Genomic DNA, 26,031 nt, shown 5'->3' on the forward strand with positions numbered 1-26,031 from the left:
TCAGTAACATCATCGTCCTGGGCTCCCGTAAATCTGAAGGTGCCGAAAGCATTCTGTTAAACGGGCCTCAGTTCGGTTTCTATCAACCCGCTTACACCTATTCTGTTGGGTTACATGGCGCGGGTTATGACGCGGTGGGAAACAGCCCTTTCGGCTATCCGATGGTGGAGTTCGGCTACAACCGCGACATCAGTTGGGGAAGTACCTGGGGGGCTGGTGATAATGTCGATATATACCAGTTGAAATTGAACCCTAAAAACCCTGAAGAGTACTTCTATCAGGGGAAATACCGCCCTCTGGAAAAACGCATTGAGACCATCGCGGTGAAGGATGGCGAAACCCGGCATTTGACGGTGTACCGTAGCGTGCAAGGTGCCGTAATCGACTACAATCCCAGGCAGGGTCTGGCCTATGCCAAACGTCGTGGCTGGGAAGGCGAGGAAGTCGCCACTTTACTGGCCTGGAATAAAGTTGGCAAAGCGAAAAACCATCAACAATGGCTCGATCAGGTCCAACATTCCGCCATCAACGTCAACTGGTACTACGCCGATAAAAAAGGCAACATCGGTTATGCCTTGGGCGGACGTTATCCAATACGCCTTAAGGGGCACGATAACCGGCTACCTATGCCTGGCGACGGCAGCTCCGAATGGCAAGGTTTCATGCCATTTTCCACCAATCCTCAGGTCTACAATCCCAAAACGGGTTACATCGCCAACTGGAACAACCGCCCGGCGGAAGGCTTCCCCAATCCAGACGAATGGTGGTACTCCTGGAATACCGCCGACCGTATCCAGTCGTTATTCACCCGCATTGATAGTCAGCCGCGCTTTACCCCCAAGCAGCTATGGGATTTGCTGATGGATGCCGCATTCGAAGATCCTAACGCGCGCTTTTTTGTGCCCCGCCTGGTCAAGGTCGCAGGCAAAAGTGATAACCCGAAACTACGCGAAGCTGCCGCTATCCTCGGTAAATGGGACTATGAGGAGCGGGATCTGAATAACGACGGTTATTACGATACCCCGGCAACACCCATTTTCCGCGCCTGGCTGCAACATATGCTGACTCTGTCTCTGGGCGGAATATTGCCTGCGGAACAGGCCTCGTGGTTCCTTGATACCGGCTATATGACGCAGGGAGAGAGCACCACGGGCAGCCAGAATATTTCGGTGGGTACCAAAATTCTTTATCAGGGCATGACCGCCGGCAGCAAGAGCTCGGGCTTTGATATCTTCAAAGGCAGGGACGTCGATAGCCTGATGATGGAAGCACTGCGGCTCGCCGTTAACGATCTGAACAAATCACAAGGCGGGAAGATGTCTGCGTGGCAGACCAGGGTGTCAAACACCACTTATCAAACCAAAAACTTCCTGAATGTTCCGCAAGCAGGCTCAGACGAACACCTTCAGAATCGTCTTGCCATGAACCGCGGGACCGAAAATGACATGGTGGTCTTTACCCATGAAGGAGTTACCGGTGTCGAGGTGACACCTCCAGGCCAGTCCGGTTTTATTGCTCCAGACGGGAAACGCTCAAAACATTTTGACGATCAGCTGTCATTGTTCGGTGATTTGAAAAACAAACGTACATGGCTCAGCGACACTGATGTCCAGGCCAATTCGGTCTCCCAGGAAACCATCAGTTATTGACGCCAGATAGTGTTTGCAGCCCAGTTCATGTTTGAACTGGGCTGTTGTTGCCCGTCAAACTGAATATGCAGGAAAATGCCCGTTACATTAGTCTGCGAGGCTTCCCGCCTTTTCATCTTTTTCTCCGGTTATTCACCCACATTGCTTGGCTGTCCTGCCTCTTCCCTCAGTACACTTGGCTGCGATGAAATTCTTCTAACGGCTTGCATGTACGCAAATTATCGTACACTATAGGGAGGCAAGATGGGATTCAAGGACGTAAAACAACTCGCCATACGCTGTCTTCAGCAAGGGGCGTATGACCATGAGGCACGTGGCAATATCGATGTAAAAAACCTGTTCGCTACCGGCCAGGTTGATGAAAACTGGGTGATTGAACTTATCAGGAAAACGGGTGGAGATGCGTATCAGTGCTGTCCGCATCATCAAGATGCCACTACTGATGTCCACATTCTTCGCCCCTGGAGGTCAGGTTGCTATTGGTACGTGAAATTTTATTTCATAGAACCCGACATCATCTTTATCAGCGTGCATCAATAACTCAGCAAGGAGCTCACAATGAGGATTGTTAAAGAAGGCGATACGCGCAGCGTTCTGTGCCAAAACTGCGGCCGAACAATGGCAACTTATCGTTTACGTGATGTGGACTTCAGCGATCGCTGCGGCACAGTAAAAAATATTCTAGCTGCCGTCTGCAACCAGTGTAATGCGGTGGTCAGTGTCCCTGCCCAGTCCACGCCGCGCATTAAAAGCGAGTTTGAGCAGGCTAAATCAGCGCTGGAAGTGCGAGTTCCGGCGCACTATCTCGACATTCTGAACGTTGCCACGCAGAAAATAGATGATTCGCTGGATGAAAACTTTCATAAAACGCTGATCCTTTACTACCTCCATGCGCTCACCACCGGCCGCTATCAGCAGCAAGAACTGAAAACGCTGTTAGGCAGCGAGTTGGCGAATGCAAAATCATCGAAGCGCTTGTCGATGAAAGTCAGTCAAAAGCAACTGGCTGAATTAAATAGCATAATGGAACAACAGAGCCTGACACGGAATTCTGATGTGGTGAAAGCGGTGATCCTTAAAATTTACCAGGATCTGGTGCAGGAAAAAAACCTGGGGATTTTGCCGGAGCTACGCAATGTTGCCGCTGCCTTATCCTGAAACTTGCGTTCGCCCCAGTACTGAATATGGCCTGAGCCGTCAGGCCATAAGATAGTCAGGCCTGGTTTTACTGCTCGCGGTTATATCCGGCGCAGAAAAACTTTTCGGCCAGACGATTAGCGCCACCAGAAAAGAACTCGCTCATCACTTCCCCATTGAGACTGTACGCCCGGCACAGCAAGCCTGCTTCGAATGCGGCCTGATTTTCGTCACCCAGGCTTTCCGCCAAATGGTGTGCATACCCCAGCACGAAGCCACGTTTGTAGTCACAACAAAACCGGGAAAGCTCCGAAGCCGGTCCGGCGTTCTGCGCGGCCAAACCGGCCATCAGCCCCTTGCCGAAGTGATTGTTCATGAGATCCCCTCTTTCAATAATCGCTATATAAATAATTATATAACAATTATTGCGCCACTGGACATACTCACAAAGTTTTACCTCGTTATGTGACCGCATAAAAAAACCCGCAGAGCGAAACTCAGCGGGCCTGTAAGCCTTAAACCCGGATGATTACAGGGTAAAATTCAGCCCTTCCACCACCGTCTGCTCCAGCGGCAAGCGCCCTGAAGGGATCTCTTTTTGCTGCAGAAACTCCGGCAGCAGGGATTTATCACCCGCTTTGCCGATCGCCACCATGCCATGTACCTGATAGTTGTCCGGCAGGTTTAACGCAGCCTTGATTTTGTCGTGATGAACACCGCCCATGCAGTGGGTCAGCCAACCTTTCAGATGCGCCTGCAGCGCCAGGTTGGCCCAGGCAGCCCCGGCATCAAAGGCATGGCTCGGGTTACTGACTTCCTTGTCACCGTTCAGACTGGTGGTTTTGGATATCACCACCACCAGCGCCGAAGCGTGCTGCGCCCAACCGCGGTTGAACTCAACCAGGAAATCCAGATAGCTGTCCCAGCTGGCAGAGCCGTGCTTGCTGTAGGCAAAGCGCCACGGCTGAATGTTATAGGCCGAAGGTGACCAGCGCGCCGCTTCAAAGAAGCTCAGCAGGGTCTCATCGTCGATAGCATCATTTGCCAGCGCGCGCGGCGACCAACGTTCAATAAACTGTGCATCAATGGGGTAATCAGAAACTCTTGGCTGGCTCATGGACATCTCTCTCATGGGAAGGGAATAACAAAGTTATCTGATATTCCCATGCCTCACGCCAGAAGAATTTCTATTTTGTGCTGTGGTTCAGCGCAAGATCTCCTGTTGCAGCCAGGCCAGGAACGCCCGTACCGGCGGATGCCGTTCGCGCCCAGGCACGCACAGCGCGCTATAAGCCGCACCCGGTACGCAAATTTCCGGCCGATAGGATGCCAGCAACCCGTTACGCACCAGGTCCGACACCATCACCGAACTGGCCAGCACCAGCCCCTGCCCGGCCACCGCTGCCTGCAAAGCATAATGCTCTTCGTCATAAGCCCGCAACGCGGTATGCCGTTGCCACCAGTCGACACCCGCAGCCTGGCACCACTCGCGCCAGCCGGTTTCATAAAGAGTGGAGTCATGCCAGTGAACAGTGATCAGCGTGGGCGCTTGTTGCTCAGTTGCACACAAATCCGGGGCGCCGTAGACGCCAAAGCTCTCTTCCAACCGCGCTGCCCGATGCAACTGCGGATAGTCAGTGCTGCTGTAGCGAATGGCAATGTCCACGCTGGCGTCCTGCTGCAGATCAATCACCTCACCGCAGGCCTCCAGGCGTACCAGGTAGTGCGGGTAAGCCTGATAAAAGCGCCCCAGGCGCGGGACCAGCCACAATGCAGCGAAAGAATGGGTGACGGAAACACACAGTGAGCCGGTACTGGGAACCGGTCGTAGCGCATCCAGCGTGGTTGCCACATCGAGCAAAGCGGTATGCACCCCAGCGAACAAACGCTCGCCCTTCTGCGTTAACCGCACACCGCGCGGCACACGATCGAACAAGGCAAAACCCAGTTGCTGCTCAAGCGCCTTGATCTGATGCGATACCGCCGTCGGGGTTACAGCCAGCTCCAGTGCAGCCTGTTTAAAACTGCGCAGGCGGGCGGCGGATTCAAAGGTGCGCAATGCAGTAACCGGAAGCGTGGCAAACATGATTAAATCCCATACAGATGAATTTAACTCATCCTGAAAGAATAGCCGTCATTTGTCACTGACTCTTTGAGCACCGTAAATTGGCAATCGTATACCCATGATCAATAAAACGGAGAGTGACATGAATTCATCTCAACAACCCAAGCGCCTTATCGTCCTGGTCGGAAGCCCACGCCGTGACGGCAACAGTGCAGCATTGGCACAGGCCGTGATGGCAGGAGCCGCCGAAGCCGGCACCGAAGCCAGCCTGCATTTTTTGGATGATTACATCAGCGGTTTTCTGACGGATGAACGCCATGCCGCGCCACCAGCCGATCGCTATGGCGAACTGTTTCTGGAGCATTTCTTGCCGGCGGATGCGGCGGTATTTTGTACCCCGCTCTACTGGTACGGCATGTCGGCGCAAACCAAAGCCTTTTTCGATCGCTCTTTCAGCTATTACTCCAATGCCTACCCTGATGCCGAACAGGTACATCAGCGTATGAGTGGCAAACGCATCGGGCTGACGGTAGCCTCGGAGGAAACCTACCCCGGAGGAGCTATGGGGATCGTGCATCAAATTCAGGAATTCAGCCGTTATTCGCATTGCGAGTTTGTAGGGATGGTTCAGGGTGCGGGCAACAATCGGGGTGAAGTCAGCCGTGATCCGCGTAATCCGCTACAGGCCGCCCGCGATCTGGGCCGCGAAATTTTCACGCGTCACTATTCTGATTACCGGATGGATACGCCACGTAGCCCACAGGTTTGGCAAGATTGACTCAATACGTGGGGCACGTCTGCTGCCCCTTTATCAAGGTTGCGCAAGCATATGTAGCAAACTATTGCCGACCATTGGCCCACCAGGACAAACATCATATGATGCAGATGCCAGACCGGCGCGCCAATTAACTCGAAGTGAAACAAGATGTCGAAACAGTGGAAAATAACAGCGGCAAACGCCTGTCTTAAGATGTACACCCGCTTGGGCGGCAACTTCCAGCAGAAAGCCAGTTTCAAGCCGGAACTGGCCTTTGAGCGTATCGTTATTTTTTCTACCACTGCCCTTGGCGACCTGATGTTTAATACGCCGGCCATCCGCGCGGTGCGCGAACGCTACCCAACGGCCAGTATCACCCTGATTTCCAGCCATAAAAATAAACAGCTGGTCGCGACCAGCCGTTACTTTAATGCCGTCATTTATTGGGATCATAAAGCCAAAGACATGCTCAGCGTTATTCACCAGTTGCGTAAATATAAGCCGCAACTGGCGATCATCCTGCACTCCAAATCCCCTTACGACGTGATTGTCGCCATTACTGCCGGTTGCCAATATGTGTTCAAGGACGCCTATGGCAACAAGGCCACCGGCATGGAACCCTGGTTGAGCGGCGTGAGCCAAAGTACCGGCGGCCATTTAATTCAGCGTAAGCTGGATTTAGTGGCACAGTTGGGTTGCAACACCGATAACAGCGAAATGTTTATTCCCGTTGAGTTTGCGACGATGAATAAAACCGCGGATAAAATCCCGATCGGTTTTCAAATGGGGGCTTCTGAAACGCTGCGTTGCTGGCCCGTCGGTCAGTTTATTCGCCTGGCAAAACTGCTGCTGGCGCAGTCGCCGCACCACCAAATCGAATTAATCGGCTCGCCGAAAGAGCTGTCTATAGAACAAGAATTTATCGCGGGGCTGACAGAGGCCGAACGGCAACGCGTGGTCAGTCATATCGGCAAAACCACCCTGCCGCAACTGCTGGCGGTGATGTCGAACCTGCAGGTATTGGTCACTGGCGACACCGGCCCTTTGCATCTGGCCATTGCCCTGAAAACCCCGACCATCAGCCTGTTTGTCACCGCCAATCCGCAGCACACCGGCCCTTATCAAAATCGCGAACTGCATCAGGTAATGAACGTGTCGGTTGATGCACAAACGCTCACTACGGCTCAACGCCGCCAACCCCTCAGCATCATCACTGAAAGTCAGGTGTTTGAAAAAGTGACGATCGCGTTGGCACTAACGCGCATTTGAGGTGGGTTGGGCGAACACCACAGCCAAGGGGAACCAAAACAGGTACCAAAATTCGGCCGGATTCGCGATAACAAACATGCCCTGTGAGCAGTAGAAGATCAGCATAAACAGGTATAACGCAGCCTCCAGACGTCGCCCTGTCTTAAGGTGAACCACGGCAAGCCGCGCGCCAAACGTCAGCAACGCGATGAACAGGCAAAAGCCCACCAACCCGCCTTTGAGCAACGCGCCCAGATACAGGCTGTGAGTCGTATGAATAAACTCGCCGGTATAGTTGGTAAAAGTCAGCTCCCTATCAAACCCATAGCCAAAAAACGGTGCCTGCTCTACCAACGCCAGACTGTGTCGCCAAATGCTCATCCGCACAAAGCTCTGCTGATACAACTCGGCAAAGCGCGTTATCAGCATTTCACCAATGGACGACCATAGCACCATGCCTACAGTAAATATCATCATCGCCACAATGAGCATTGCCGACTTTTTATTCAGCGCTCGGTAATGCGTGGTTAACACCAGCGCCACCATTAAGGCAATCAAAGGCCCGCGGCTTTGTGTCAGCACCATAAAGGCAAAAAGCAGCGGGATCGTCAGCAGGACCTTTTTTTGTTGGGTTTCACGGAAAACCATCAGGCTTAAAATAATGCCCAATGCAGCATAACCGGCAAGATCGATCACGTTGCGCGGGCCGGGATTGGCGTCAGACGTTTCTCTGAGGGTATAAATTTCGTGGTAATCCCTCCATGTCAGATACAGACAAAGCAAGGTGATACCGGCAATCACGGCGCAAAGTAACAGATTGCGGCGAGGGCTATCCAACACCGAGACCAACAGGCCGAGATAAATCAGAATATAGGCGCTGTGCGTCAGGGCAGACAGCGCATCTTCCGGCGTGCCTCCCCAGAAATTACTGGCGGAGTAGTACGCCAAAAAATACGCTGCCAAGGCTATACCGATGAGTGCAGCACGCCTGCCAAGCCAGGCCTGACGGAATTCCGGTCGGGTGGCCAGCGTCAGCAGGAAAAAAATCGCCGAGATATGGAATAAATTATTCACCCGGGTGTGGCCGCAATAAATGGCGCTAAAAAATGAAAAGGCAAAAAAAGCGTAAACAGCGATTAGGTTGGTGACATCAGTTTTTTTTGAAAAAATCACTGCAATCAACCTTTTCAAAAATACGGGTGTCTATGGCGCTCGCCAATGAAAAATTCTTTATAGCGATATTGTTGATTTTCATTCTTTCACTCGCATGGCTAAAAGCCGGAATGATCAGGTCATCCACTTTCTCAGGCAAAAGTGTCGGCAATTTATTCTCTGGCGTTTCATAAAAGCGCGGTAAATGGAAATTGTTCATATCCAGCCCGGCAATAAAAAGTTGTTTAAACCCCAGGAAGGAAATGATCTGCAAGGCCCAATAAACTACCGTCCCCGCATCGAAGATGCCACGTCGAATATCATGGCTAAAGGCGATGGATTTACAGACAGAGGAAAAATGGACATCACAGTCGTGGCGGTAATGATCCCAGAGTGCCGACGGACTTATTTTTGGGCGATAGATTTTGAAGGTCGCATCTTCGATTACGGCGAACTGGCACTTCACGCCAGCCAGCGAGAACCTGTCAATTATTTTCGCCACGCCGTGGACCGTAGTGAACAGGATTAAACCCGTTGCCAGAATGATCTCTTTTATAATATCCGGTCGTTGATCGATAAATCCCATATCGACAATAACATAAAAGCGAAAACTCACCTTCGAGCTTAAGTAATAAGCACCATTGACCCCGAGAGCCGGCATTTCAGGAATATCGCCAAAGCAAATGGTGTTCACCGATGGCCCAGTCGCCGTCAACAGTATCGGCCCCTGGCAACTGTCTTTCAGCGCTGACAACGTCACTGTAGGAATAAGCTGTTTTTTATAATGGAATACGGCAATCTCTCCACTGGCTGCACGTTCTATTTTTACATAGGGCCAGAGATTTTCATTATGCCGGTAAGGGCGAGAATGAGAATAACGATATATCTGCTTAAAAAAACTTCCCATCGAGCCAATTTCCCATCAAAAAATGCATCCACGCCAACAAAAATTTATCTGATATAAATTAAATTCATTGATGGAATCAGTATCGGAGCATTCATGACGGCGAGCAATTTATGCAGTTTGAGTTCTTCGTTATAATAACGACAAGAGATATGTCCATTTGTTAATAACGTTAAAGATATGCCTGAAAAGGTAATTATTATCTTAAATTGTTTAGGGGCGAAAACTTTCGCCCCGGTTTATATAGCGGTGGTTGGCAGCAGGCTTATTGGTCGTCGAAGGGTTCACCCAGGGTCAGCATCAGCCGATTTGCCCAGGCAAAGAACGCCGTCGACTGCACCAGGTCCAGCAGCGCCAGCTCGTCCAGCCCCTGCGCACGCAGCGCTACCAGATGATCGGCATTAGCCTGCGGCGGCGTAGCGGACAACGCCGCGGCAAAATCGATCTGTGCGCGCCACGCTTCCCCTTGCCCCTCACTCAATACACCGCCCGGAGCCACGTCCAGCAGGCGCTGCACCTCGTCCGTTTTCTTGGACAACTGCGCCGCCTTGCGTGCATGTACAGAGGCACAATAGATACAACCGTTCACCTTGCTGGCGACCGTCGCCGCCAGTTCGCGATCCTTACGTTCCAACCCGCCCGGAGTATAGAAAATGGCTCGGTCCGCCAGCGTTCGCTGTTCCAGTACCGGATGGTTACGTGCCAACAGGCGAAAATAATCCGAGTCGCTATGCCCGAAACGCGTTAACAACGCCTGACCTGATGCATCAAACTCCGCCAGCGGTTTGGCCGCGATCCACGGTTCCCAACCCAACTCCTGACGGGTGAACTTTGGCGGAGCATGGCGGCCGCTCAGGGTAGCGGACTCGGTACGCCAACTGCCGGCTCTGACGGATGAGGCACTGCCACTTTCGACCGGCTTGCCACTCAGCAGCCGATAGCCCGTCAGCAAACGGCTTTGGAAGCTGACAAAAGCGATCAGTTGCGACAGGGTGACAACATCATCCAGTGACCAACCGGCCTGCTGCAATGCCTGCAAATGCTGCGCGTCAGCACTGGCGGGTTTGAACGCCAACCGTTCGGCATGATCCAACGCCGCCAGCAAACGCGGACTATCCTCTGCACCGCCCTGCTGTTGCAGCAACGCCGCATAATGGGCCGCCAGGGGTTTGTCCGCATGCCATTCGCTGATGCGCTGCGCTGTCTGCAGCCGCTGCGCTATCGGAAAATCGCCGGCATCGGCGGGTGCGAACAACGCCAGATAGCTGGCCTGAATCGCATCCGTCGCCGCCTGCCGCGTCACTCTGGCCTGCGCCAATGCGGAATCGGGTGCGATCTCTGCCAGCACGGCCAGCAGGTCGTCATTATTCAATGTTGCAGTCATACCTTTTCCTCAGCGTGATGTTCGTAGGAGTTCGAAACAGGAGTGCGACGTTGCCAACCCAGTTCTGGGGCAACATGGCGGGCAATCAGCTCAATAGAACGCAGAATGTGGGCATGCGGCGGATCGATGGAATGCACCTGGAAGGCCAAATCGGTCACCCGCGCCAACGCGCTGTCTTTCTGCAACGAAGCAATCACCTGATCCGGAGTGCCAAGATGCACGTCAAAGGCGCGGATCAGCCCATCGAGCGATTCGTCAGCCGGTCGGTGGCCGCTGGCACGCAGACGTTCAAGCCCCCGGCCCAGCCCCTGTGCGGCAAAATCCCGCGCCTGTTGGCTATTATCGGTCACTAATGCAGTACGTGAGCCCATAATGCGCGGCGCGATGCCAGGCGGCAGCGCCGCCAGATAGGCATCAATAATCGGATTCTGCAATTCGTCCAGCGGCAGATCTGGCGCATCCGCCGGGCGCGGTTGCGTGCGCGACAGCATTAAACCATCGCCGGCCCGCCCCGCGCGTTCGCCCCCCTCGACAGAAAAGGTCGCCTGCCACACCCGCTCTGCCAACTGTGGCGCTGCCGGGTACAACCGGTTATCTTCGCCACCCAATGCCTCACCGCGCCAGGCGCGCAGCAAGGTACTGAAGTTGTCGGCAAACACCGCGTGGCGCTGTTGGGCATCCAAACCGAAGGCGCCAAACGCAGACGGTGTCCCCCCGGCGGCAATCCCTACCTCCAGCCTGCCGTCGGATAGCAGATCCAGCACCGCGGTATCCTCCGCCACCCGAATGGCCGACTCCATCGGCAGCGTGATCACCCCGGTGCCCAGCCGGATATGACGAGTTCGTGCCGCCACCTGCGCCAGGAACACCAATGGTGAGGGCAAACCGCCTTCATCTTCATGAAAATGGTGCTGCGCCACCCAGGCACTATCAAACCCGGCCCGCTCGGCATGCAGGATTTGCTCTGTCGCCAACCGGTAGCGCTGTTGCGCGCTGCCCTGATCCAACAGGCGGGTGAAAAACCCCAGTCTTTTACTGCTCATAGAATACGTCCTCACTCTTGGGCTGTTCGGCATAAAACTGACGGCCGGGAATGGCCTCAATCAACTGACGGGTGTAATCGCTGCCCGGCATGGCGAACAGCTCGCCGGTCGCGCCGCTGTCCACCTGTATCCCCCGGTGCAATACCGAAACGCTGTGTGAAATCTGCCGCACCGTGGCCAGATCGTGTGAGATAAACAAATAGGTCAGCCCCAGTTCCTGCTGCAAATCCTGCAACAGCCGCAGGATCTGCGCCTGCACCGTAACATCCAATGCCGAGGTCGCTTCGTCCAGCACCAGCACCCGGGGTTGCAGCACCAGTGCCCGGGCAATCGCCACCCGTTGGCGCTGGCCGCCAGACAGTTCGCGGGGTTTACGGCTCAGCAGCTCGTCCGGCAGCGCCACACGCTCAAACAGCTCACGTACCCGGCGATAGCGCTCGGCTTTGCCCAGCGGCTCAAAGTTCAGCAACGGCTCTTCAATCACCTGATACAGCGTCTGCGACGGGTCAAGCGAGCCGAACGGGTTCTGGTACACCAACTGAATACGGCGACGGAACTGCCGCAGCGCCTCGCCCTTCAACTGAGTGAAGTCGACGCCGTCGATGATGATTTGTCCGGCATCCGGCCGTTGGAAACCGAGCAGGCAGCGCGCCAAAGTGGTCTTGCCGGAACCAGACTCCCCCACCAGCGCATGGGTGGTGCCGCGCGGCACGCTGAACGACACCTGATCCAGCGCGCGGTAAGTTTTTCCCCCGACACCAGCCAGGCGGAAATCTTTCACCAGCCCATTCACCTGGATCGCCAACTCTTGCAAGCCCTCGCTAGGTTTTGGCACAGCCGCACGGCTCAACGACGGCACGTCGGCAAACAGCCGCCGGGTGTAGTCACTGGTAGGTGCACGCAGCACTTCGGCGGTCACGCCCTGTTCCTGCACCCGGCCATGGCGAAACACCAGCAGCCGGTCGGCACGCTCTGCCGCCACCGCCAGATCGTGGGTCACCAGCAGCACCGCGGTACCAAATTCCTGCCGCAGCTCGTCGATCAGATCGAGAATGCGCTTTTGCACCGTGACATCCAGCGCGCTGGTCGGCTCATCGGCGATAATCAGCGCCGGTTGCAGCGCGATAGCAATAGCGATCAACACCCGTTGTTTCATGCCACCGGAAAGCTCATGTGGATACTGACGAGCCCGCAGCTCCGGGTGCGTCAGACCTACGCGGGTCAACAGGGCCACCACCCGCTGTTGCACCTGCTTACGCGGTAACCTGTGATGAATATTGAGGATCTCCGCCACCTGTTCGCCAATGGTTTTCACCGGATTGAGCGAGCTGGACGGATCCTGTGGGATCAAACTGATTTGCGCGCCGCGCACCGCGTCCAGCCGTCGGGACGACCAGTGGCTGATATCGGTACCGTTGAGACGGATAGCGCCCTGCTCCAGACGGCCGTTTTCCGTCAGCAAGCCAATGATCGCCTGCGCGGTAGTGGTTTTCCCCGAACCGGACTCACCGACCAGCGCCACCACTTCCCCCGGTTGAATGGCGAAGGACACCTGATGCACCACCCGTTGGCTGCCGGTTGCCCCCTGATAGGCTATCGACACCTGCTCCAGCTCCAGCACCGGCGTGGCCGCCGCCCGTTGTAATGCCGTCTGAATACTCATGGTTGCCCTCTCCCCAGCGCACGGCTAATGCGATTGGCCGCCAGCACCACCGCCACTACCGCCAACCCCGGAAAAGTGGTCAACCACCAGGCGGTGGAAATATAATTGCGCCCTTCGGCGATCAACAGCCCCCACTCCGGCGTCGGCGGCGGAGTGCCATAGCCCAGGAAACTCAGGGTAGCGATCGCCAAAATAGCGCTGCCGAACTGCAGCGCCGAGAAGGCGATCACCGACGTCAGCGAGTTCGGCAGGATGTGCCGCCACAGCACCGCCCAGAAGGTACCGCCGCTGCCATAGGCCGCCTCGACGTAATCACTGTGGCGCACCCGCACCACCTCGGCACGCGCCAGGCGGGCAAAGTTGGCGACCGAGGTAATACCGACGGCGATGGCGGCGTTAACCGTGCCAAATCCCAGTAAAATAATGATGCTCAGCGACAGCAGCAGGCCGGGGATCGACAGCAAGACGTCGACAAAGCGCATCACCGCCTCGTCCGCAATGCCCCCCACCGCACCGGCAATCAGCCCCAGTGCCGTGCCCAGCAGCAAGCCCAATGCGACCGCCACCAGCGCCGCGGACAGCGTTTGCGAGGCACCATAGACAATGCGTGCGTACAGGTCGCGGCCCAGTTGATCGGTACCCAGCCAGTGTGCGCCACCCGGTGCCAGGCGCTGCGCCCCGGCGATGCCTTCAGTGCCGCTGTAAGCGGTGAATAACTGAGGGGCCAGCGCCCATAGCACCGCAATGGCGATTACCGTCCAGGCCAGCAGCAACGTCAGCGGCACGCGTCGACGACGTGAACGGCTGGTCGATAACGTGCCTTCGCTTTCCACGCCCCCCAGGTCACGCTCCGGCACGACGGTCTTTTCAAAGGAAATACTGCTCATACGGCGGCTCCTGTATGGGTTTTCAGCCGTGGATCCAACAGTGGGAACAGCAGATCGACCAGCAGGTTGAGAGTGACGAAAGCGGCGGCGGAAATGACGACTATCGCCTGCAACACCGCCACATCCTGGTTCAGTACTGCCTGTAAGGTGAGTTGTCCCAGCCCGCTACGGCCAAATACGGTTTCGGTGATCAGCGCCCCGGCGATCAACTCACCCAGCAGAATGCCGGCGATGGTCAGCGCAGGCAGCATGGCGTTACGCGCCACATGCCGCCATAGCACCCCGCTACGGCTGGCACCTTTGGCCCGCGCCACGGCGACAAACGGCTGAGTCTGCACCTGATCAATGCTGCGGATCAGGATCTGCGCCAAGGGGGCGGAGATCGGTACCGCCAGCGTCACAATCGGCAAGATCAGCCCCTGCCATTCACCCGGGTTGATCACCGGGATCAGCTTGAACTGGAACGAAAACACCTGGATCAGCACAATCCCCAGCCAGAAGGTCGGCACCGAGACAAACAGCGACGGCAGCGACTGCAGTGCCGCTCTCAGCCAGCCAAAACCGGTCAGGTTGGAGATAAAGGCAATCGTCAGTGCCAGAAGCAGCGCCAGCGTGAAGCCCAGCACCGCCAGTTGCAGCGTGGCGGGCAGGTTGGTGGCTAACAGTTCGGTGACCGGCACCCCGGCCTGAATGGAATACCCCAGATCCCCACGCAGCACGTTACCCAACGCATGCAGATACTGCTGCCACAGCGACACATCAGCGCCATAGGCTGCGCGCATATCGGCGATCTGCGCCGGGCTTAGCCCCATGTCCGGGTTCTGGAACTTAATCAGGATCGCATCGCCGGGCAGCACCTGCAGCAGAAGAAACGACAGGCTAAAGGTCGCCCACAGCACCAGCAGCGCCTGCCCGATGCGCCGCGCCAGATATCGGCTCATCATCGCCTCCTCAGTGTTTCTCTAACCAGGCGCCGTAGAAACTCGGGCGACCGACCGCTTCGAAACTAACCCCCTTCAGATAAGGTGCACCGGCAAACACCTGCGGCTCCTCGAAAAACGGGATCACATAGGCCTGATCAAGCAGGTAATTCTGCGCCTCACCGGCAATCTGCAGGCGTTTTTGTGGGTCCACCTCAGAGGCGATGCCCAACAGCAGCGCGTTCAGCTTGTCATCTTTGAATGCGCTGTTTTTGCCCGTCCCGCCCTGCTGCAACAGCGCATCGCGGTTGGTCGGGTAGAACTGGCTCTTAATCACGTCCGGATCCGCCCGTCCCACCTCCACCACCGCCGCCGGGGTTTTCTGCGGATCGAGGTTATCCGCCACCTTGCTGCCGGCGTCGCCCGCCAGAATGTTCAAGCGCGCGCCGACCTTGCCCCACTGCTGCGAAACCAGCTGCAGCACCGCCTTGTTCTGCGGCTGCGGCAGCGATTCATAGACATTCAGCAGCAATTTTTTGCCGTCCTTCTCGCGCAGGCCATCGCCGCCCTTTTTCCAGCCCGCCTCATCCAGCAGACGGTTGGCCAGCTCCGGGTCGAATTTCAGCTTGGCGGATAAGTCGACGAAACCGGCGGCGGAAGAAGCAATCACCGATTTAGCCTGTGGGTAGTTAACCGAGAACAGCGTATCGACAATTTGCTTACTGTCGGTGGCGTGCAGCAGTGCCTGACGCACGCGCAGGTCGCTCACCAGCGGGTTATCCGGCCGGAAGGCGACGCTATCGTTGACGCCACGCGTGGGGGCCGCGTAAATCGTGAAGCCCTGTTCCTGCGTCTGCTTCTCGTCGTAGGCCTGGATCTGGCGAATAAAGTCCGCCTGCCCAGCCTGCAACGCACCGATACGCACGCTGTCTTCGCCGGTGACAATCACCTTGATGCCATCCAGATTAGCGCGCCCTTGCTGAGCCAATTTGGCCGGGCCCCAGTGATAATCCTTGCGAACGCTCAGGCTGACCTCTCGCCCCAACGTCTCGGCGCTGACCACAAACGGGCCGGAACCGATGATATGGCGCGCATCGCCGAGTTGGTCATAGCTGCGGTTCAGGGTGCTGAGCGAAACCAGGCCAGAACCAATGGTGGCGGTGCCCTGCAGGAAGCCGGGAGACGAGTGCTTGAAGTAAAACTTGACGGTTAACGGGTCGATCACTTCGCTGTGGTCGTAGTTATTGATGACCTCGGACACCGGCAGACGTTTCTCTTTATTGCCCAGGCCATAAGTATCGAAGTTTTTCGCCACTGCATTGGCATCCAGCGGTGTACCGTCGGAGAAAGTCACGCCAGGCCGCAGCTTGAAGGTGTATTCGGTTTTATCGGCGTTGCTGCTCCAGGACTCGGCAATCCACGGCTCAATCTCCAGCGTTTGCGGGTTCTGGTAGGTCAGTTTGTCGGTGATTTGATTGAGGATACCGCCGTTGGGGTAGAAACCGCCGGAAGGCGGATAAAGGTTGGTGTGCGCCTGCTGTTCCAGGTAGACAAGCGTGCCGCCCTGCACCGACGCCAGCGCCGGATTCATCGCCGCCGCCAGTCCCAATGCCACTGTTATCCCACTGGTTAATCGATTGAAAGAGAAATTAAACATTGTGTGCCACGCCTTCTTTATTTCGGAATGTTATGGGTTAGATAACAAACCAAATCGGCGGGGAGTTGAACGAACTAATTTCGCTAACCAATGGCGGAAAATGCACAAGGCATCGGTGGTTGGCAGAAGAGATGTTTTGTTATAACGTATCAGAAATCAAACCGGGAAGACGAAAATGAAAATTCAGCTCTCGCTGTTGTTCCTTGGCTTGTTAGCCGGACGCGCCGCCGCGTTTCAGTCCAAAGTGCCCGAGACGCAGCCGGAACAGACGCGCTCAGCGGAAAACAGCCTGGAGAATCTGTTTTACGGATTTCACGCGCTGGACGCGCAAGCGGTCAACATCGGCACCTGCGCAGCGCTGCCGCAGGCGGGATGCCAGTGTGCTTTCTGCACCATGCTGCGACAGGCCGGGCCGACGAAATAATCGCTCCGGCTCAAACCTCAGCCCAGCTCATACTGCACAATCAACTGCCCTTTCTTCATCTTGAGCGCGGTAATATTTACCCTACCCAGTTCAGCCAGGGAAGGGACATGGGTACCGCCGCAACCATATGTAGGCAATTCACCAAAACCTACCTGACGCAGGCCGTCAACCGTCAGTTGTTTGCGTGGGAAATCCGCCGCAATCAGTCGCGCCAACTCTGCATGCAGGAAATCCTGATCCAGGGTTTGGGGTTCTGCGTCCGGCACGAAGGTAATACGTCCTTCACCCGGCCAGTGGTGCGCCTTGACCGGCTGCCAGCCGCGCGTTTCACCCAACCAGCCAATCAGATGTCCGGCGGAATGCCAACGGGTATGCAAGCGGCGCAGTTCGCCATCAACCTGCACGCTCACCGGCCCTTCGGGCAGCGGCTCGGCGGTAAAGTGCAGCACTTTTTCGCCCTGTTGTGCCACACGCAGCACCGGGATAGTACCGAGCAGGCCGCCGTCTGCCGGTTGTCCGCCGCCTTGCGGGTGGAACAGCGTGGCGTTCAGCTCTATCGCGTATCCGCCGTCTTCAACCGGAGTACAGGCCAGCACCTGTGCTTCGCCCTGTAAGTCATCGCTATAATAATAAAGCCGTTCGGTCATGGTTTTTCTCCTGGTTAGTGGCTCCATTATATTCATGCCATAATCAAAGCATAATCCATCAAAGATACAATGGACCTTTGCGCCGTGAGCACAAATCTCTCTCATTCGCTGCTGGCCGAAATGGCCGTTTTTGTTCAGGTCGTTGAGAGCGGCAGTTTTTCCGCCGCTGCCCGTCGGCTGGGCACTTCTCCTTCTGCTGCCAGCCGCAGCGTGGCCAAACTCGAACAGGCGTTGGCATTGCAACTGCTGCACCGCACCACGCGCAAACTGCGCCTGAGTGAACAAGGCGAAGAAGTGTTTCTGCGCTGTCGCAGCATGTTAGACGCCGCGAACTCGGTCATGGCGTTCAGCGGCCGTGGGGCGGTGGAACCCGAAGGGCTGGTCAGCATCAGCGTCCCCAAGGCGGTGGGTCGCTTTGTGTTGCACCCGCACATACCGGAGTTTTTACGCCGTTATCCCAAGGTAGACGTTCGCCTGCGGCTGGAAGATCGCTATATGGACCTGATTGACGATCGGGTCGATCTGGCGCTGCGTATTACCGAGCGCCCTTCTCCCGGCTTGATTGGCCGCCAATTGATGACTATCGAACACCTGCTGTGCGCCACCCCCGGTTATCTGGCGCAGCACGGCACGCCACAGCATCCGCAGGATTTGGCGCAGCACAGCTGCATTTATCTGGGGGAAACGCCCAACGACGCCCGCTGGAAATTCCGGCGAGAGGGTAAATCGGTGACGGTAAACGTGCACGGGCGTTATGCCGCCAACCACACCGGCGTGCGGCTGGATGCGGTAAAACAGCACATTGGCATTGGCAGCCTGCCGTACTTTACTGCCCGGCAGGCGCTGGACAGCGGCGAAGTCGTGCAAGTGTTACCGGAATGGGACTTTCTCAGCAGTTACCACGGCGGCCTGTGGCTGCTGTATGGCCCCAACCAGCACTTGCCGCCCAAGCTGCGGGTGTTTATCGACTATCTGGTTGCCTGTTTGGCAAAAGAGCCGCAGCTAAAGCGCCTTACGTAGCGTGATGTTGATACGGTGTGGCCCCACCAGCGAATGGTAACCCTCTTTAATTGGCATAATCCCGTGGAAGCACAGGCGCGACGGACCTCCCCACACCACCACATCGCCGTGCGCCAAGGGTATGCGCTGGGCGCGATCGCTGCGTTGCATGCCGCCGAACTGGAACACCGCCGGCAGTCCCAGTGAGACGGAAACGATCGGCGAGCCGAAATCATGCTCGTCCTTATCCTGATGCAACGAGAGCTTGCTGCCCGGATCGTAGCGGTTCATCAGGCAGGAATCCGGCACGAAAGGGGCAAAACCCGCCTGCTGCGCCGCCTCATCCGCCAGCGCCATCAGGATAGCCGGGATCGGCGGCCAGCGTTTGCCGCTGCGCGAGTCGCGCTCTGAGTAACGGTAGCCGCGGCTGTCGCTGCTCCAGCCGTTGCCGCACCAGCTCATCGCCACCGACATCACGTGACCGCCCGGCGTGGTCATATGCCGCCACGGCACCTGAGCGATCACCCCATTCACTGCCGCCAGCAACTCCGGACCGTGATCGCGCACAAAACCGTGCATCACCACCGCGCCGGGAGCAATCTGTTCCCGCCATGGCGGCGGTACGGAGTCTTCAAAAAGATCGAGGGTCATCGCATAACACCTGTATTAATACACAGTATTTATTTTAACTCGCCACTGCCGATTGTCCAGTGTGATACGCGGCATTGTTGTCAGCACCAAACTTCACTAGAGTGGGCGGCAATAAAATCAATCACTTTTCAGGACGGCCCGTGATTAAAGGAATAGCGCTTTCCGTTATCGCCTCAATATTGTTCGGCGTGATGTATTACTACACTTCCACTCTGACGCCGCTCGACGGTGAGCAAGTGTTTGGCTGGCGCACCCTGCTGACCGTGCCGTTTTTGACGCTGTTTATGCTGTTTTCCGCCGACTGGCGCAAGGTCAGCGAGACGCTGTGCTGGATAAAACAACGACCGCGCCGCCTGCTGTTTCTGCCGCTGAGCTCGGCGCTGCTGGGGGTTCAGCTGTGGTTGTTCCTGTGGGCGCCGCTGCACGGCAAAGCGCTGGAGGTGTCACTGGGCTATTTCCTGCTGCCGCTGACCATGGTGCTGGCGGGGCGTTTGATCTTCCGCGATCGGCTTTCTTTACTGCAAAAACTGGCGGTTACCTGCGCGATTATCGGCGTTGGTAATGAGCTGTATCAGGTGGGCGGCGTCTCCTGGACCACGCTGGTGGTGGCGCTGGGCTATCCGGTTTACTTTATTTTGCGCCGCCGTTTCGGCACCGACAACCTCGGTGGGCTGTGGTGTGAATTGACATTGATGTTACCGGTGGCCGCCTGGTTCGCCTTCGGTGGTGACGGGCCGCTGGCCGCGCTGAGCATCAGCCCGGCGCTCTATTGGCAAGTTCCGTTGCTCGGGGTAATCAGCGCCGCCGCGTTGGTGTGTTATATCCTGGCCAGCCGCCTGCTGCCGTTCAGCCTGTTCGGCCTGCTGAGCTACGTAGAGCCGGTGCTACTGGTGATCGTGGCGCTGCTACTTGGCGAAAGCATCGGCCGGGATGAATGGCTGACCTATATTCCGATCTGGCTGGCAGTGCTGTTACTGGTGTCGGAGGGCGCCCGCCACCTGGTTCGACGGCGGCGGGCCTTGTGATTAATGTGACAGTGCAACTTTTTCATTTCATTGATTATAAACAGATAAAAGTTGTGACATCGTCACCTTGTTGCCAATAACGACCGCCAAAACGGCGGCCAGCGTGGCAATGCGGCGTGAGATGTTTTAGCAGTTCGAATGCAAAGGTTTGTTGCTGTATATCAACCGCCACCAGGCGTGCATCGAGAAAATCAAAATAGCTACGCACCTGTGGGTACAAGGCTTTGAACAGGCTTTCTTTGGCAGAAAACACCAGCGTCAGCAGCCAGTTGAATGCCTGCGGTTGGGCGCGCAGGTATTCACACTCCACCTCACTGACGATAGCCCCCCACAGTTCTTCGGCCCGTGCGCTGGGGATTAACGTTTCAACGTCCAGCCCCACGCCACCCAGCCCGCTTTCACGGTGTACGGCGCAAAGCGCCGTGTCCGCATTATGGCTGATTGCCCCTGCGATGCCCTGCGGCCACTGCGGCGCACGGTCTTCCCCGCGCAGCAACGTGAAATCAGCAAGCCCCAGCGTAGCCAGCAACTCCCGCGCCAGGTAACGCCCGGCCAGATACTCCGCCCGCCGCTTCGGCACGGCACGGGCCAGATGTTCGGGGATGCTCATGCCAATGGCGTCGAAACAGCCATCCTGATAGTTCGCCAAAGAAAAGCGGCAACGGGCAACCCGTCCTGGGTAATCATCCAGGTTCAGCCATTCAATGCTGGGGATAAAAGAAGAGAACACAGGTTGTCCATGTTGGGAGCGTAGCAATGACGCTTCAGTTTTTGTCATCAACCTCATGACGTAAGGCACGTAACTGGATCAATAACTCAGGTAGGGCCGTTTGCACCGTAGCCCAAACCACATCGAGGTTAATATCAAAATAGCCATGTGCAATTCGGTTACGCATGCCTCGCATACTGCGCCAAGGCACTTCCGGGTGCTGTTGAGTAAATAGCTCATTATTGTCCATCACTTTGGTGGCGGCTTCACCTATGATGATCAGACTCATTATTACTGCCTGTTGGGTGCGTTTATCGTCAAGAAAATCTTCCTGGCTCACACCATCAACAAAGTTGCATGCATCTGAAGCGGCCCGTACCATATGATCGAGGTAATCGCCAAGCCGATTCTCGTTCATACTGGTCTTGCCTCGGCAAGAATCTTAGCCCGAAATTTGACCGGCAAGTCGGCAGGTGTCAATAGGTCAACCTGAATCCCCAACAACGCCTCGAGTTCGGCCTGCAAGCCACCCAAGTCAAACATTGTCGCACCGGGTAGTGCATCCACAAGCAGATCAAGATCGCTGCCGTCTCTGTCAGTTCCATTTAGCACCGACCCAAAGACGCGCGGATTTGCAGAATGAAACAGCCCTACCGCTTCGCGAACAGCATGACGTTTTTCAGCTAATACGATTGATGGCCGCATCGGTTAACCCTCCCAGGCAAGACTTACTGAAATGCTAGGTGATTGGCGGGGGTGTTTCAAGCGTAATCATCCAAACAGGATCCTCTCCCCCGCAACCGGGAGAGAGGAATGGCGGGATTACAGAATGTCTTTCATGGTTTTTTCGAAGTCGCTCCAGGCGCAGTAGCCCTGCTTATCCACCGGGCAGCCTTTCAGCGCCAGCGTCACGCGCTGCGGTGGGGTTTTCAGCGTCAACGGGCTGGCATTGCGCAACTGGTCGGTCGATTGATACACGTACTCAATCTTCAGCAGGTCACGATCGTTTTTCTTGTCGTGCCAGCGTTGGAACACCAGCTTGCCGCCAATCGGCGTTTTCTCGTATTGATGCGGCAGTTGATATGGCTGGAACTCCATCGCCGACAGCAGCGAAGCAATGTTGGAGTCGTGGCCCACCAACACCGTCACTTTCGGGGAGTCCGGCTTGCGCTCGCCAATCAATGCGCCGTTGATGTAAGTCAGCAGCGGTTTGGCCACGTTCTGCGCCACTACCGGCGAGGTAAACAGCGAGTCCTGATAACCGTCTTTCAGCTGCGCCAACTGTTTCCACTGCTGCGGCGTGGTGATTTTGCCCCAGGCCACGTCCTTCATCGGGAAACCTTCGTAATATTGCAGCATAAAGGCATCCACCAGCGAGTTCCCCACCCGTAACGGGCCGGCGACGCCAGGCTCTTTGCCCGGCACTGCGCTCATTTTGCTGGCTTCTTTGGTCAGATCGCAGCGTTTGTCGGTCTTACAACTGTTGGAGTCTTTGTAATCGATGATTTTCGCCAGTTGTTTATAGGCCGCATCCAGCTTCAGCGAGGCCAGCTCTTTGTTCATCGCCCCTAGCGCCTGCTGATTGAAAGCGTCGCTGTTGTCGGTGATGATCGGGTTAAAGGTCGGATCCATCTCCCCCATTTTGTCCTGATGATGCACGCTGATATCGCAACCGGGGAAAGCGCCGTTGGTAAAGAACTGCGCGGTTGCCACCGTGCGCTGCAGGCTGTTGGCATAAACGTAAACGCTGCCGGCCGTTGGGCAGCCTTCCTGCGGCAGAACGCCGGTTTGCTTGAGCCAGGCATTGAAATAGTGGCCCATATAGACTTCCAGAACCCCGCCCTTGGTGGTTAGCAGGCCACCCGGCGTGTCCCAGGCCGGCCAGGCTTTAGGCGTGGACTGTGCCAGCACGCTGCCGTTATTGGCCAGCGGCGCACGCAGGTTATGGCGACTCATCACCAGTACCTGATCCAATTGATAGTCGTTGGTTTCTGCCAGGGCAGTCCCGGTGATTAATAACGGCAAGCACAGCAATAAGGCTTTTCTTTTCATCCGCAGAGGCTCCAGGAATATGATTATTTTTAATGTGTTAGCGTTTGCCTCGCTATGATGGAGAGGTTAACGGGGAAAGTGTGTGATGGATATCACAAGGAAAGGTCTGCCCAGCGGCCATCCGCAGATGGCCGCCATTAACTCAAAAACTTACAGCCACAAACGCATGATTGGCCAACCGATCATCAGCAGCGCGGCGATATACACCACGCCGAGAATGCCGCCCATGCGCCAGTAGTCTTTCGATTTCACATAGCCGCAGCCGTAGATGATCACCCCCGGACCAGTGGCGTAAGGCGTCAGCACGCCCATGATGCCGATCGACAGCACCAATAACATCGAGAGTTCCTCCATCGGCACCCCCGGCAGCCCCTTACCGACCGCCAGGATCACCGGCAGCATGGTAGCGGTGTGCGCCGACAGGCTGGCGAACAGATAGTGGGCAAAGTAGAACACCAGCACCAGCGCCGCCACCGTCATCTCCGGCGAGAAACCGTCCAGATGGGTGCTCATGGTCTCGGCGAACCAGTCGATAAAGCCGGAGCGCGTCAGGCCGTTGGCCATCACCACCAGCGTCGCCAGGTTAACCAGCGTGTTCCAGGCGCTGGAATATTGGGTGATCGCCTTCCACGACACCACATTCAACGCCAGCATCAGGGAAACCGCCAGCAGGCAGACCGTGGTGGCATTCACCACCTTGCCGCCAAACACCCACAGGCACAGGCTGAGTAGCACCAGGCCAATCAGCTTGATTTCCTGACGCGTCAGCTTGCCCATCTCGTTCAGCGCGGTATTGGCCCAGGTTGCCACTTCACTGCTGTGGGTCACGCCCGGTTTGTACAGGTAATAGGAGATCAACGGCGCGATAATCAACAGCAACAGCCCAACCGGCAAGAAGGCCAGGAACCACTGCATCCAACTGATATGCACGCCGGCAATCTTGCTGACGAACTCGATCCCCAGCACGTTGGGCGCGGCACCGGTGACGAACATTGAGGAGCTGATGCTGGTCCCCACTACCATCATCCACATCAGGTAGCCGCCAATACGGCGTGAGGAAGGATCATTGGGGAACGAGTCGAACAACGGCGGCAGGTTTTTCACCACCGGGAACACGGTACCGCCGGTACGCGCGGTATTGGACGGGGTAAACGGCGCCAGCAAGATATCGATGATCACCACCGCATAGCCGAGCGTCAGGGTACGCTTACCCATAAACTTCACCATAAATAGCGCGATACGCCGCCCCAGCCCGGTAGCCTCGTAGCCAAGCGCGAAGATAAAGGCACCGAACACCAGCCACACGGTAGTGCTGGAGAACCCCGCCAGCCCCCATTTCAGCGCCTCTTTACCGGCCTTAAAGCCCGGTTCTGCCAGTTCCTGCGCACCAAACAGCACCCAGTTGGCGCTCAACACGCTGAGGGTCACGGCGATAAAACTGATCGCCGTCGCCGGGATCGGCTCCAGGATCATGCCGACAATCATTGCCACAAAAATAGCAAAGTAACGCCAGGCCTGCGGCGGCATCCCTTCCGGGGCGGGTATCCAGAGCAGGATCGCCAACACCAGCAGCGGTGCCAGCGTTTTCCAGACTTTTTCCTTGGTTTCGGACATAAAATTCTCCTGAAGACGGGTTATTGTTTTTAGTTCGCTAACTGCGCCAGCAGCCAGGTGACGATTAACAGGTCGGCGCTACCGCCGGGGCTGAGATTGCGCGTGATGCATTCGGCGTCGAACTGCCGCAGGCGATCAATGCCCTGCTCGCCCTGCGCCCCGCCCTTAGCCAACAACTCTGCGGCGCGTTGCTGCAACCAGCGCAAGCCTTCGATGCCGCCGCGTGACGCGACGTTGGTGTCATCGTTGTGAGCCATCAGCCACAGCAGGCTGTCCATCAGCGCCGTCTGCTCATCACAGCCGGCGTTCAGCCGTTGTCGATACAGCGGCAGCGCGCCGTTGATCACCCGTTCAAAACCGGACTCGGCCTCACCGCGAGCGCCGCTCAGGCCATGTTCGGCAAACAGTCGCTGACCGGCGGTCTGTAACGCGTTGTGCTGTTGCAGCTCACGCGCTACCAGCCCGTGACACATTGCCGCCACCTCGGTGCACAAGGTTTTGGCGTTAATAGGGTGTTGTCGCTGGTAACGACGGCCGAAGGCGGCACACAACAGGCCGAGAGAAAACACGCTGCCTTTATGGGTGTTGACGCCGCCGGTGGCCTGGAACATGTGGTTTTCGCAGGCCAGCCCCAGCGGCCGCAGCCGCAATAACTGCTCGGCCACCGGGCGGAAGGCATCGTCGCGGCCCTGGCGGACAAAGCGCGGCAGCCAGATGCCAATGGCGCGGGCGCTACGGTAGAAATGCCCGAGGTTCATATCCCGATGAGCCCCGTTGTTGTGACGATCCACCAGCCCCGGTTTGGGGGTCAGATTCACTTCCACCAACAGCGCGCGGTAGGCGGCGTGGGCGAAGTCACCGATCTTCGTTTGCGGCGCATAGCTGACCGGCTCAGCGGGTAGCGAGTGCATCATTGAGCATCCTTTCCATTTCCTGCAGTAGCTGTTCACTGCCGTGCTGCCGTTGACGGGCGCAGAGTTTGGCCGGTTGGCTGCACAGCAGACAGCGACGCTCCGCCAACCCCAGATCGCGGCGCGACAAAATGTGCCCCTGTGAGTCCAGCACGTCGATATCCCACAGTCGGCCAATCGGCTGCTGCACTTCCAACTGGATGGCGCAGTCTTTCACCCGCTGTGCGTCTGCCTGTAGCGCCACAAAACCCTCGCAGCCGGTGGACAGCGCCAGCGTTTCGGCCTGCAGGCAGTGCCAACCCTGTTCGCCCCACATTTGCTGCAGCGCCTGCCAGCCCAGGTTGAAGATATTGCGCGTCAGCGCGCTGTCTTTTACCGCGCCGGGCACCACCAGCGTCAACACCAGCAAGGTGGACTGATGCTGCGCCAGCCACGCCTGTTGCCGGGCCTGACGGCATTCACGGCTGGTGAGCAATTCCGGCAGGCTGACTGCGCGGTTGGCGGCCAGTTCGGGAGGGACGTTAGCCATGGGA

The 26,031-nt window shown here is 56.7% G+C and carries 28 protein-coding genes; 8 read left to right on the top strand and 20 right to left on the bottom strand.

The features are described 5' to 3' along the window. The first annotated feature begins 11 nt into the window (after window positions 1-11). From M2406_RS10315 to M2406_RS10325, 3 genes are all read left to right on the top strand, one after another. Window positions 12-1,649, top strand: a complete 1,638-nt coding sequence (locus M2406_RS10315; RefSeq protein ID WP_259189967.1) for a penicillin acylase family protein — start codon at window positions 12-14, stop codon at window positions 1,647-1,649. 243 nt (window positions 1,650-1,892) lie between these two features. Next, window positions 1,893-2,189 (top strand): hypothetical protein, encoded by a 297-nt coding sequence (locus M2406_RS10320; protein ID WP_012145861.1) that lies wholly within the window; start codon window positions 1,893-1,895, stop codon window positions 2,187-2,189. An 18-nt stretch (window positions 2,190-2,207) separates the two neighbouring features. Continuing rightward, entirely contained in the window at window positions 2,208-2,807 is a 600-nt protein-coding gene (locus M2406_RS10325; RefSeq protein ID WP_012145862.1) for a hypothetical protein, read from the top strand. A gap of 67 nt (window positions 2,808-2,874) precedes the next feature. Here M2406_RS10325 and M2406_RS10330 read toward each other — a convergent pair whose 3' ends face one another. The 3 genes from M2406_RS10330 to M2406_RS10340 all read right to left on the bottom strand — a co-directional run bounded on the left by M2406_RS10330 (window position 2,875) and on the right by M2406_RS10340 (window position 4,872). Further along, window positions 2,875-3,162: a DUF2623 family protein gene (locus tag M2406_RS10330; RefSeq protein WP_017893365.1), complete on the bottom strand. Its 288-nt coding sequence runs from the start codon at window positions 3,160-3,162 to the stop codon at window positions 2,875-2,877. Between the two features lie 153 nt (window positions 3,163-3,315). Continuing rightward, window positions 3,316-3,903, bottom strand: a complete 588-nt coding sequence (locus M2406_RS10335) for a nitroreductase family protein (RefSeq protein ID WP_259189843.1) — start codon at window positions 3,901-3,903, stop codon at window positions 3,316-3,318. 87 nt (window positions 3,904-3,990) lie between these two features. Further along, window positions 3,991-4,872, bottom strand: coding sequence for a LysR substrate-binding domain-containing protein (locus M2406_RS10340; RefSeq protein WP_259189844.1), 882 nt, complete (start codon window positions 4,870-4,872; stop codon window positions 3,991-3,993). A 121-nt stretch (window positions 4,873-4,993) separates the two neighbouring features. On the opposite strand from M2406_RS10340, the gene M2406_RS10345 reads away from it, so the two are divergent. Continuing rightward, window positions 4,994-5,629: a flavodoxin family protein gene (locus tag M2406_RS10345; protein ID WP_112362498.1), complete on the top strand. Its 636-nt coding sequence runs from the start codon at window positions 4,994-4,996 to the stop codon at window positions 5,627-5,629. Between the two features lie 147 nt (window positions 5,630-5,776). Continuing rightward, entirely contained in the window at window positions 5,777-6,877 is a 1,101-nt protein-coding gene (locus M2406_RS10350) for a glycosyltransferase family 9 protein (protein WP_259189845.1), read from the top strand. Here the strand turns inward: M2406_RS10350 and M2406_RS10355 are convergent. The 8 genes from M2406_RS10355 to M2406_RS10390 form a co-directional block, all read right to left on the bottom strand. Continuing rightward, the gene (locus tag M2406_RS10355; RefSeq protein ID WP_259189847.1) at window positions 6,863-8,029 is read right to left on the bottom strand and encodes an O-antigen ligase; all 1,167 of its coding nucleotides are present in this window, start codon (window positions 8,027-8,029) and stop codon (window positions 6,863-6,865) included. The genes M2406_RS10350 and M2406_RS10355 overlap by 15 nt on opposite strands. Continuing rightward, window positions 8,007-8,915 carry a sugar glycosyltransferase gene (locus M2406_RS10360; protein WP_259189848.1) on the bottom strand — a complete coding sequence of 303 codons (909 nt, stop codon included), beginning with the start codon at window positions 8,913-8,915 and terminating at the stop codon, window positions 8,007-8,009. Before M2406_RS10360 ends, M2406_RS10355 begins: the two co-directional genes overlap by 23 nt. A 262-nt stretch (window positions 8,916-9,177) precedes the next feature. Then, window positions 9,178-10,296 carry an alkylhydroperoxidase domain protein gene (locus M2406_RS10365; RefSeq protein WP_259189850.1) on the bottom strand — a complete coding sequence of 373 codons (1,119 nt, stop codon included), beginning with the start codon at window positions 10,294-10,296 and terminating at the stop codon, window positions 9,178-9,180. Beyond that, a complete protein-coding gene (locus M2406_RS10370; protein ID WP_112362503.1) occupies window positions 10,293-11,339 on the bottom strand; it encodes a putative FMN-dependent luciferase-like monooxygenase in 1,047 nt (348 codons plus the stop codon). The genes M2406_RS10365 and M2406_RS10370 overlap by 4 nt, the downstream gene beginning before the upstream one ends. Further along, complete coding sequence (locus tag M2406_RS10375; RefSeq protein WP_259189851.1) at window positions 11,329-13,002, bottom strand: ABC transporter ATP-binding protein; 1,674 nt, start codon at window positions 13,000-13,002, stop codon at window positions 11,329-11,331. Before M2406_RS10375 ends, M2406_RS10370 begins: the two co-directional genes overlap by 11 nt. Next, a complete protein-coding gene (locus tag M2406_RS10380) occupies window positions 12,999-13,889 on the bottom strand; it encodes an ABC transporter permease (protein WP_012145873.1) in 891 nt (296 codons plus the stop codon). Before M2406_RS10380 ends, M2406_RS10375 begins: the two co-directional genes overlap by 4 nt. Next, complete coding sequence (locus M2406_RS10385; RefSeq protein ID WP_259189968.1) at window positions 13,886-14,830, bottom strand: ABC transporter permease; 945 nt, start codon at window positions 14,828-14,830, stop codon at window positions 13,886-13,888. Before M2406_RS10385 ends, M2406_RS10380 begins: the two co-directional genes overlap by 4 nt. A 10-nt stretch (window positions 14,831-14,840) precedes the next feature. Further along, entirely contained in the window at window positions 14,841-16,466 is a 1,626-nt protein-coding gene (locus tag M2406_RS10390) for a TIGR04028 family ABC transporter substrate-binding protein (RefSeq protein WP_026142441.1), read from the bottom strand. A 175-nt stretch (window positions 16,467-16,641) separates the two neighbouring features. On the opposite strand from M2406_RS10390, the gene M2406_RS10395 reads away from it, so the two are divergent. Then, the gene (locus tag M2406_RS10395) at window positions 16,642-16,890 is read left to right on the top strand and encodes a hypothetical protein (protein WP_012145876.1); all 249 of its coding nucleotides are present in this window, start codon (window positions 16,642-16,644) and stop codon (window positions 16,888-16,890) included. 17 nt (window positions 16,891-16,907) lie between these two features. Here the strand turns inward: M2406_RS10395 and M2406_RS10400 are convergent, their stop codons facing one another. Beyond that, complete coding sequence (locus M2406_RS10400; RefSeq protein WP_259189852.1) at window positions 16,908-17,537, bottom strand: alanyl-tRNA editing protein; 630 nt, start codon at window positions 17,535-17,537, stop codon at window positions 16,908-16,910. A gap of 84 nt (window positions 17,538-17,621) precedes the next feature. On the opposite strand from M2406_RS10400, the gene M2406_RS10405 reads away from it, so the two are divergent. After that, window positions 17,622-18,557, top strand: a complete 936-nt coding sequence (locus M2406_RS10405) for a LysR family transcriptional regulator (RefSeq protein ID WP_198010397.1) — start codon at window positions 17,622-17,624, stop codon at window positions 18,555-18,557. On the opposite strand, the gene alkB is transcribed toward M2406_RS10405, so the two are convergent. Next, on the bottom strand, window positions 18,540-19,187 hold the full coding sequence (gene alkB, locus M2406_RS10410) for a DNA oxidative demethylase AlkB (RefSeq protein ID WP_012145879.1): 648 nt from the start codon (window positions 19,185-19,187) through the stop codon (window positions 18,540-18,542). The genes M2406_RS10405 and alkB overlap by 18 nt on opposite strands. 140 nt (window positions 19,188-19,327) lie before the next feature. Between alkB and rarD the strand changes: the two genes are divergently transcribed. Continuing rightward, a complete protein-coding gene (gene rarD, locus M2406_RS10415) occupies window positions 19,328-20,212 on the top strand; it encodes an EamA family transporter RarD (protein WP_259189853.1) in 885 nt (294 codons plus the stop codon). A gap of 34 nt (window positions 20,213-20,246) precedes the next feature. Here the strand turns inward: rarD and M2406_RS10420 are convergent, their stop codons facing one another. The 7 genes from M2406_RS10420 to citX form a co-directional block, all read right to left on the bottom strand. Beyond that, a complete protein-coding gene (locus M2406_RS10420; RefSeq protein WP_259189854.1) occupies window positions 20,247-20,990 on the bottom strand; it encodes a 4'-phosphopantetheinyl transferase in 744 nt (247 codons plus the stop codon). Then, a complete protein-coding gene (locus M2406_RS10425; RefSeq protein ID WP_112362512.1) occupies window positions 20,977-21,339 on the bottom strand; it encodes a DUF86 domain-containing protein in 363 nt (120 codons plus the stop codon). The genes M2406_RS10420 and M2406_RS10425 overlap by 14 nt, the downstream gene beginning before the upstream one ends. Beyond that, complete coding sequence (locus M2406_RS10430; RefSeq protein ID WP_112362513.1) at window positions 21,336-21,626, bottom strand: nucleotidyltransferase family protein; 291 nt, start codon at window positions 21,624-21,626, stop codon at window positions 21,336-21,338. The genes M2406_RS10425 and M2406_RS10430 overlap by 4 nt, the downstream gene beginning before the upstream one ends. 117 nt (window positions 21,627-21,743) lie before the next feature. Then, window positions 21,744-22,973: a bifunctional glucose-1-phosphatase/inositol phosphatase gene (agp, locus tag M2406_RS10435; protein ID WP_012145882.1), complete on the bottom strand. Its 1,230-nt coding sequence runs from the start codon at window positions 22,971-22,973 to the stop codon at window positions 21,744-21,746. Between the two features lie 150 nt (window positions 22,974-23,123). Beyond that, complete coding sequence (locus M2406_RS10440) at window positions 23,124-24,587, bottom strand: anion permease (protein ID WP_259189855.1); 1,464 nt, start codon at window positions 24,585-24,587, stop codon at window positions 23,124-23,126. Between the two features lie 29 nt (window positions 24,588-24,616). Continuing rightward, a complete protein-coding gene (gene citG / locus M2406_RS10445) occupies window positions 24,617-25,501 on the bottom strand; it encodes a triphosphoribosyl-dephospho-CoA synthase CitG (RefSeq protein ID WP_259189856.1) in 885 nt (294 codons plus the stop codon). Continuing rightward, window positions 25,479-26,027: a citrate lyase holo-[acyl-carrier protein] synthase gene (citX, locus tag M2406_RS10450; RefSeq protein ID WP_112362515.1), complete on the bottom strand. Its 549-nt coding sequence runs from the start codon at window positions 26,025-26,027 to the stop codon at window positions 25,479-25,481. The genes citG and citX overlap by 23 nt, the downstream gene beginning before the upstream one ends. Window positions 26,028-26,031 lie beyond the last annotated feature (4 nt).

Source organism: Serratia sp. BIGb0163, assembly GCF_024809935.1.
Lineage (GTDB): Bacteria > Pseudomonadota > Gammaproteobacteria > Enterobacterales > Enterobacteriaceae > Serratia > Serratia quinivorans.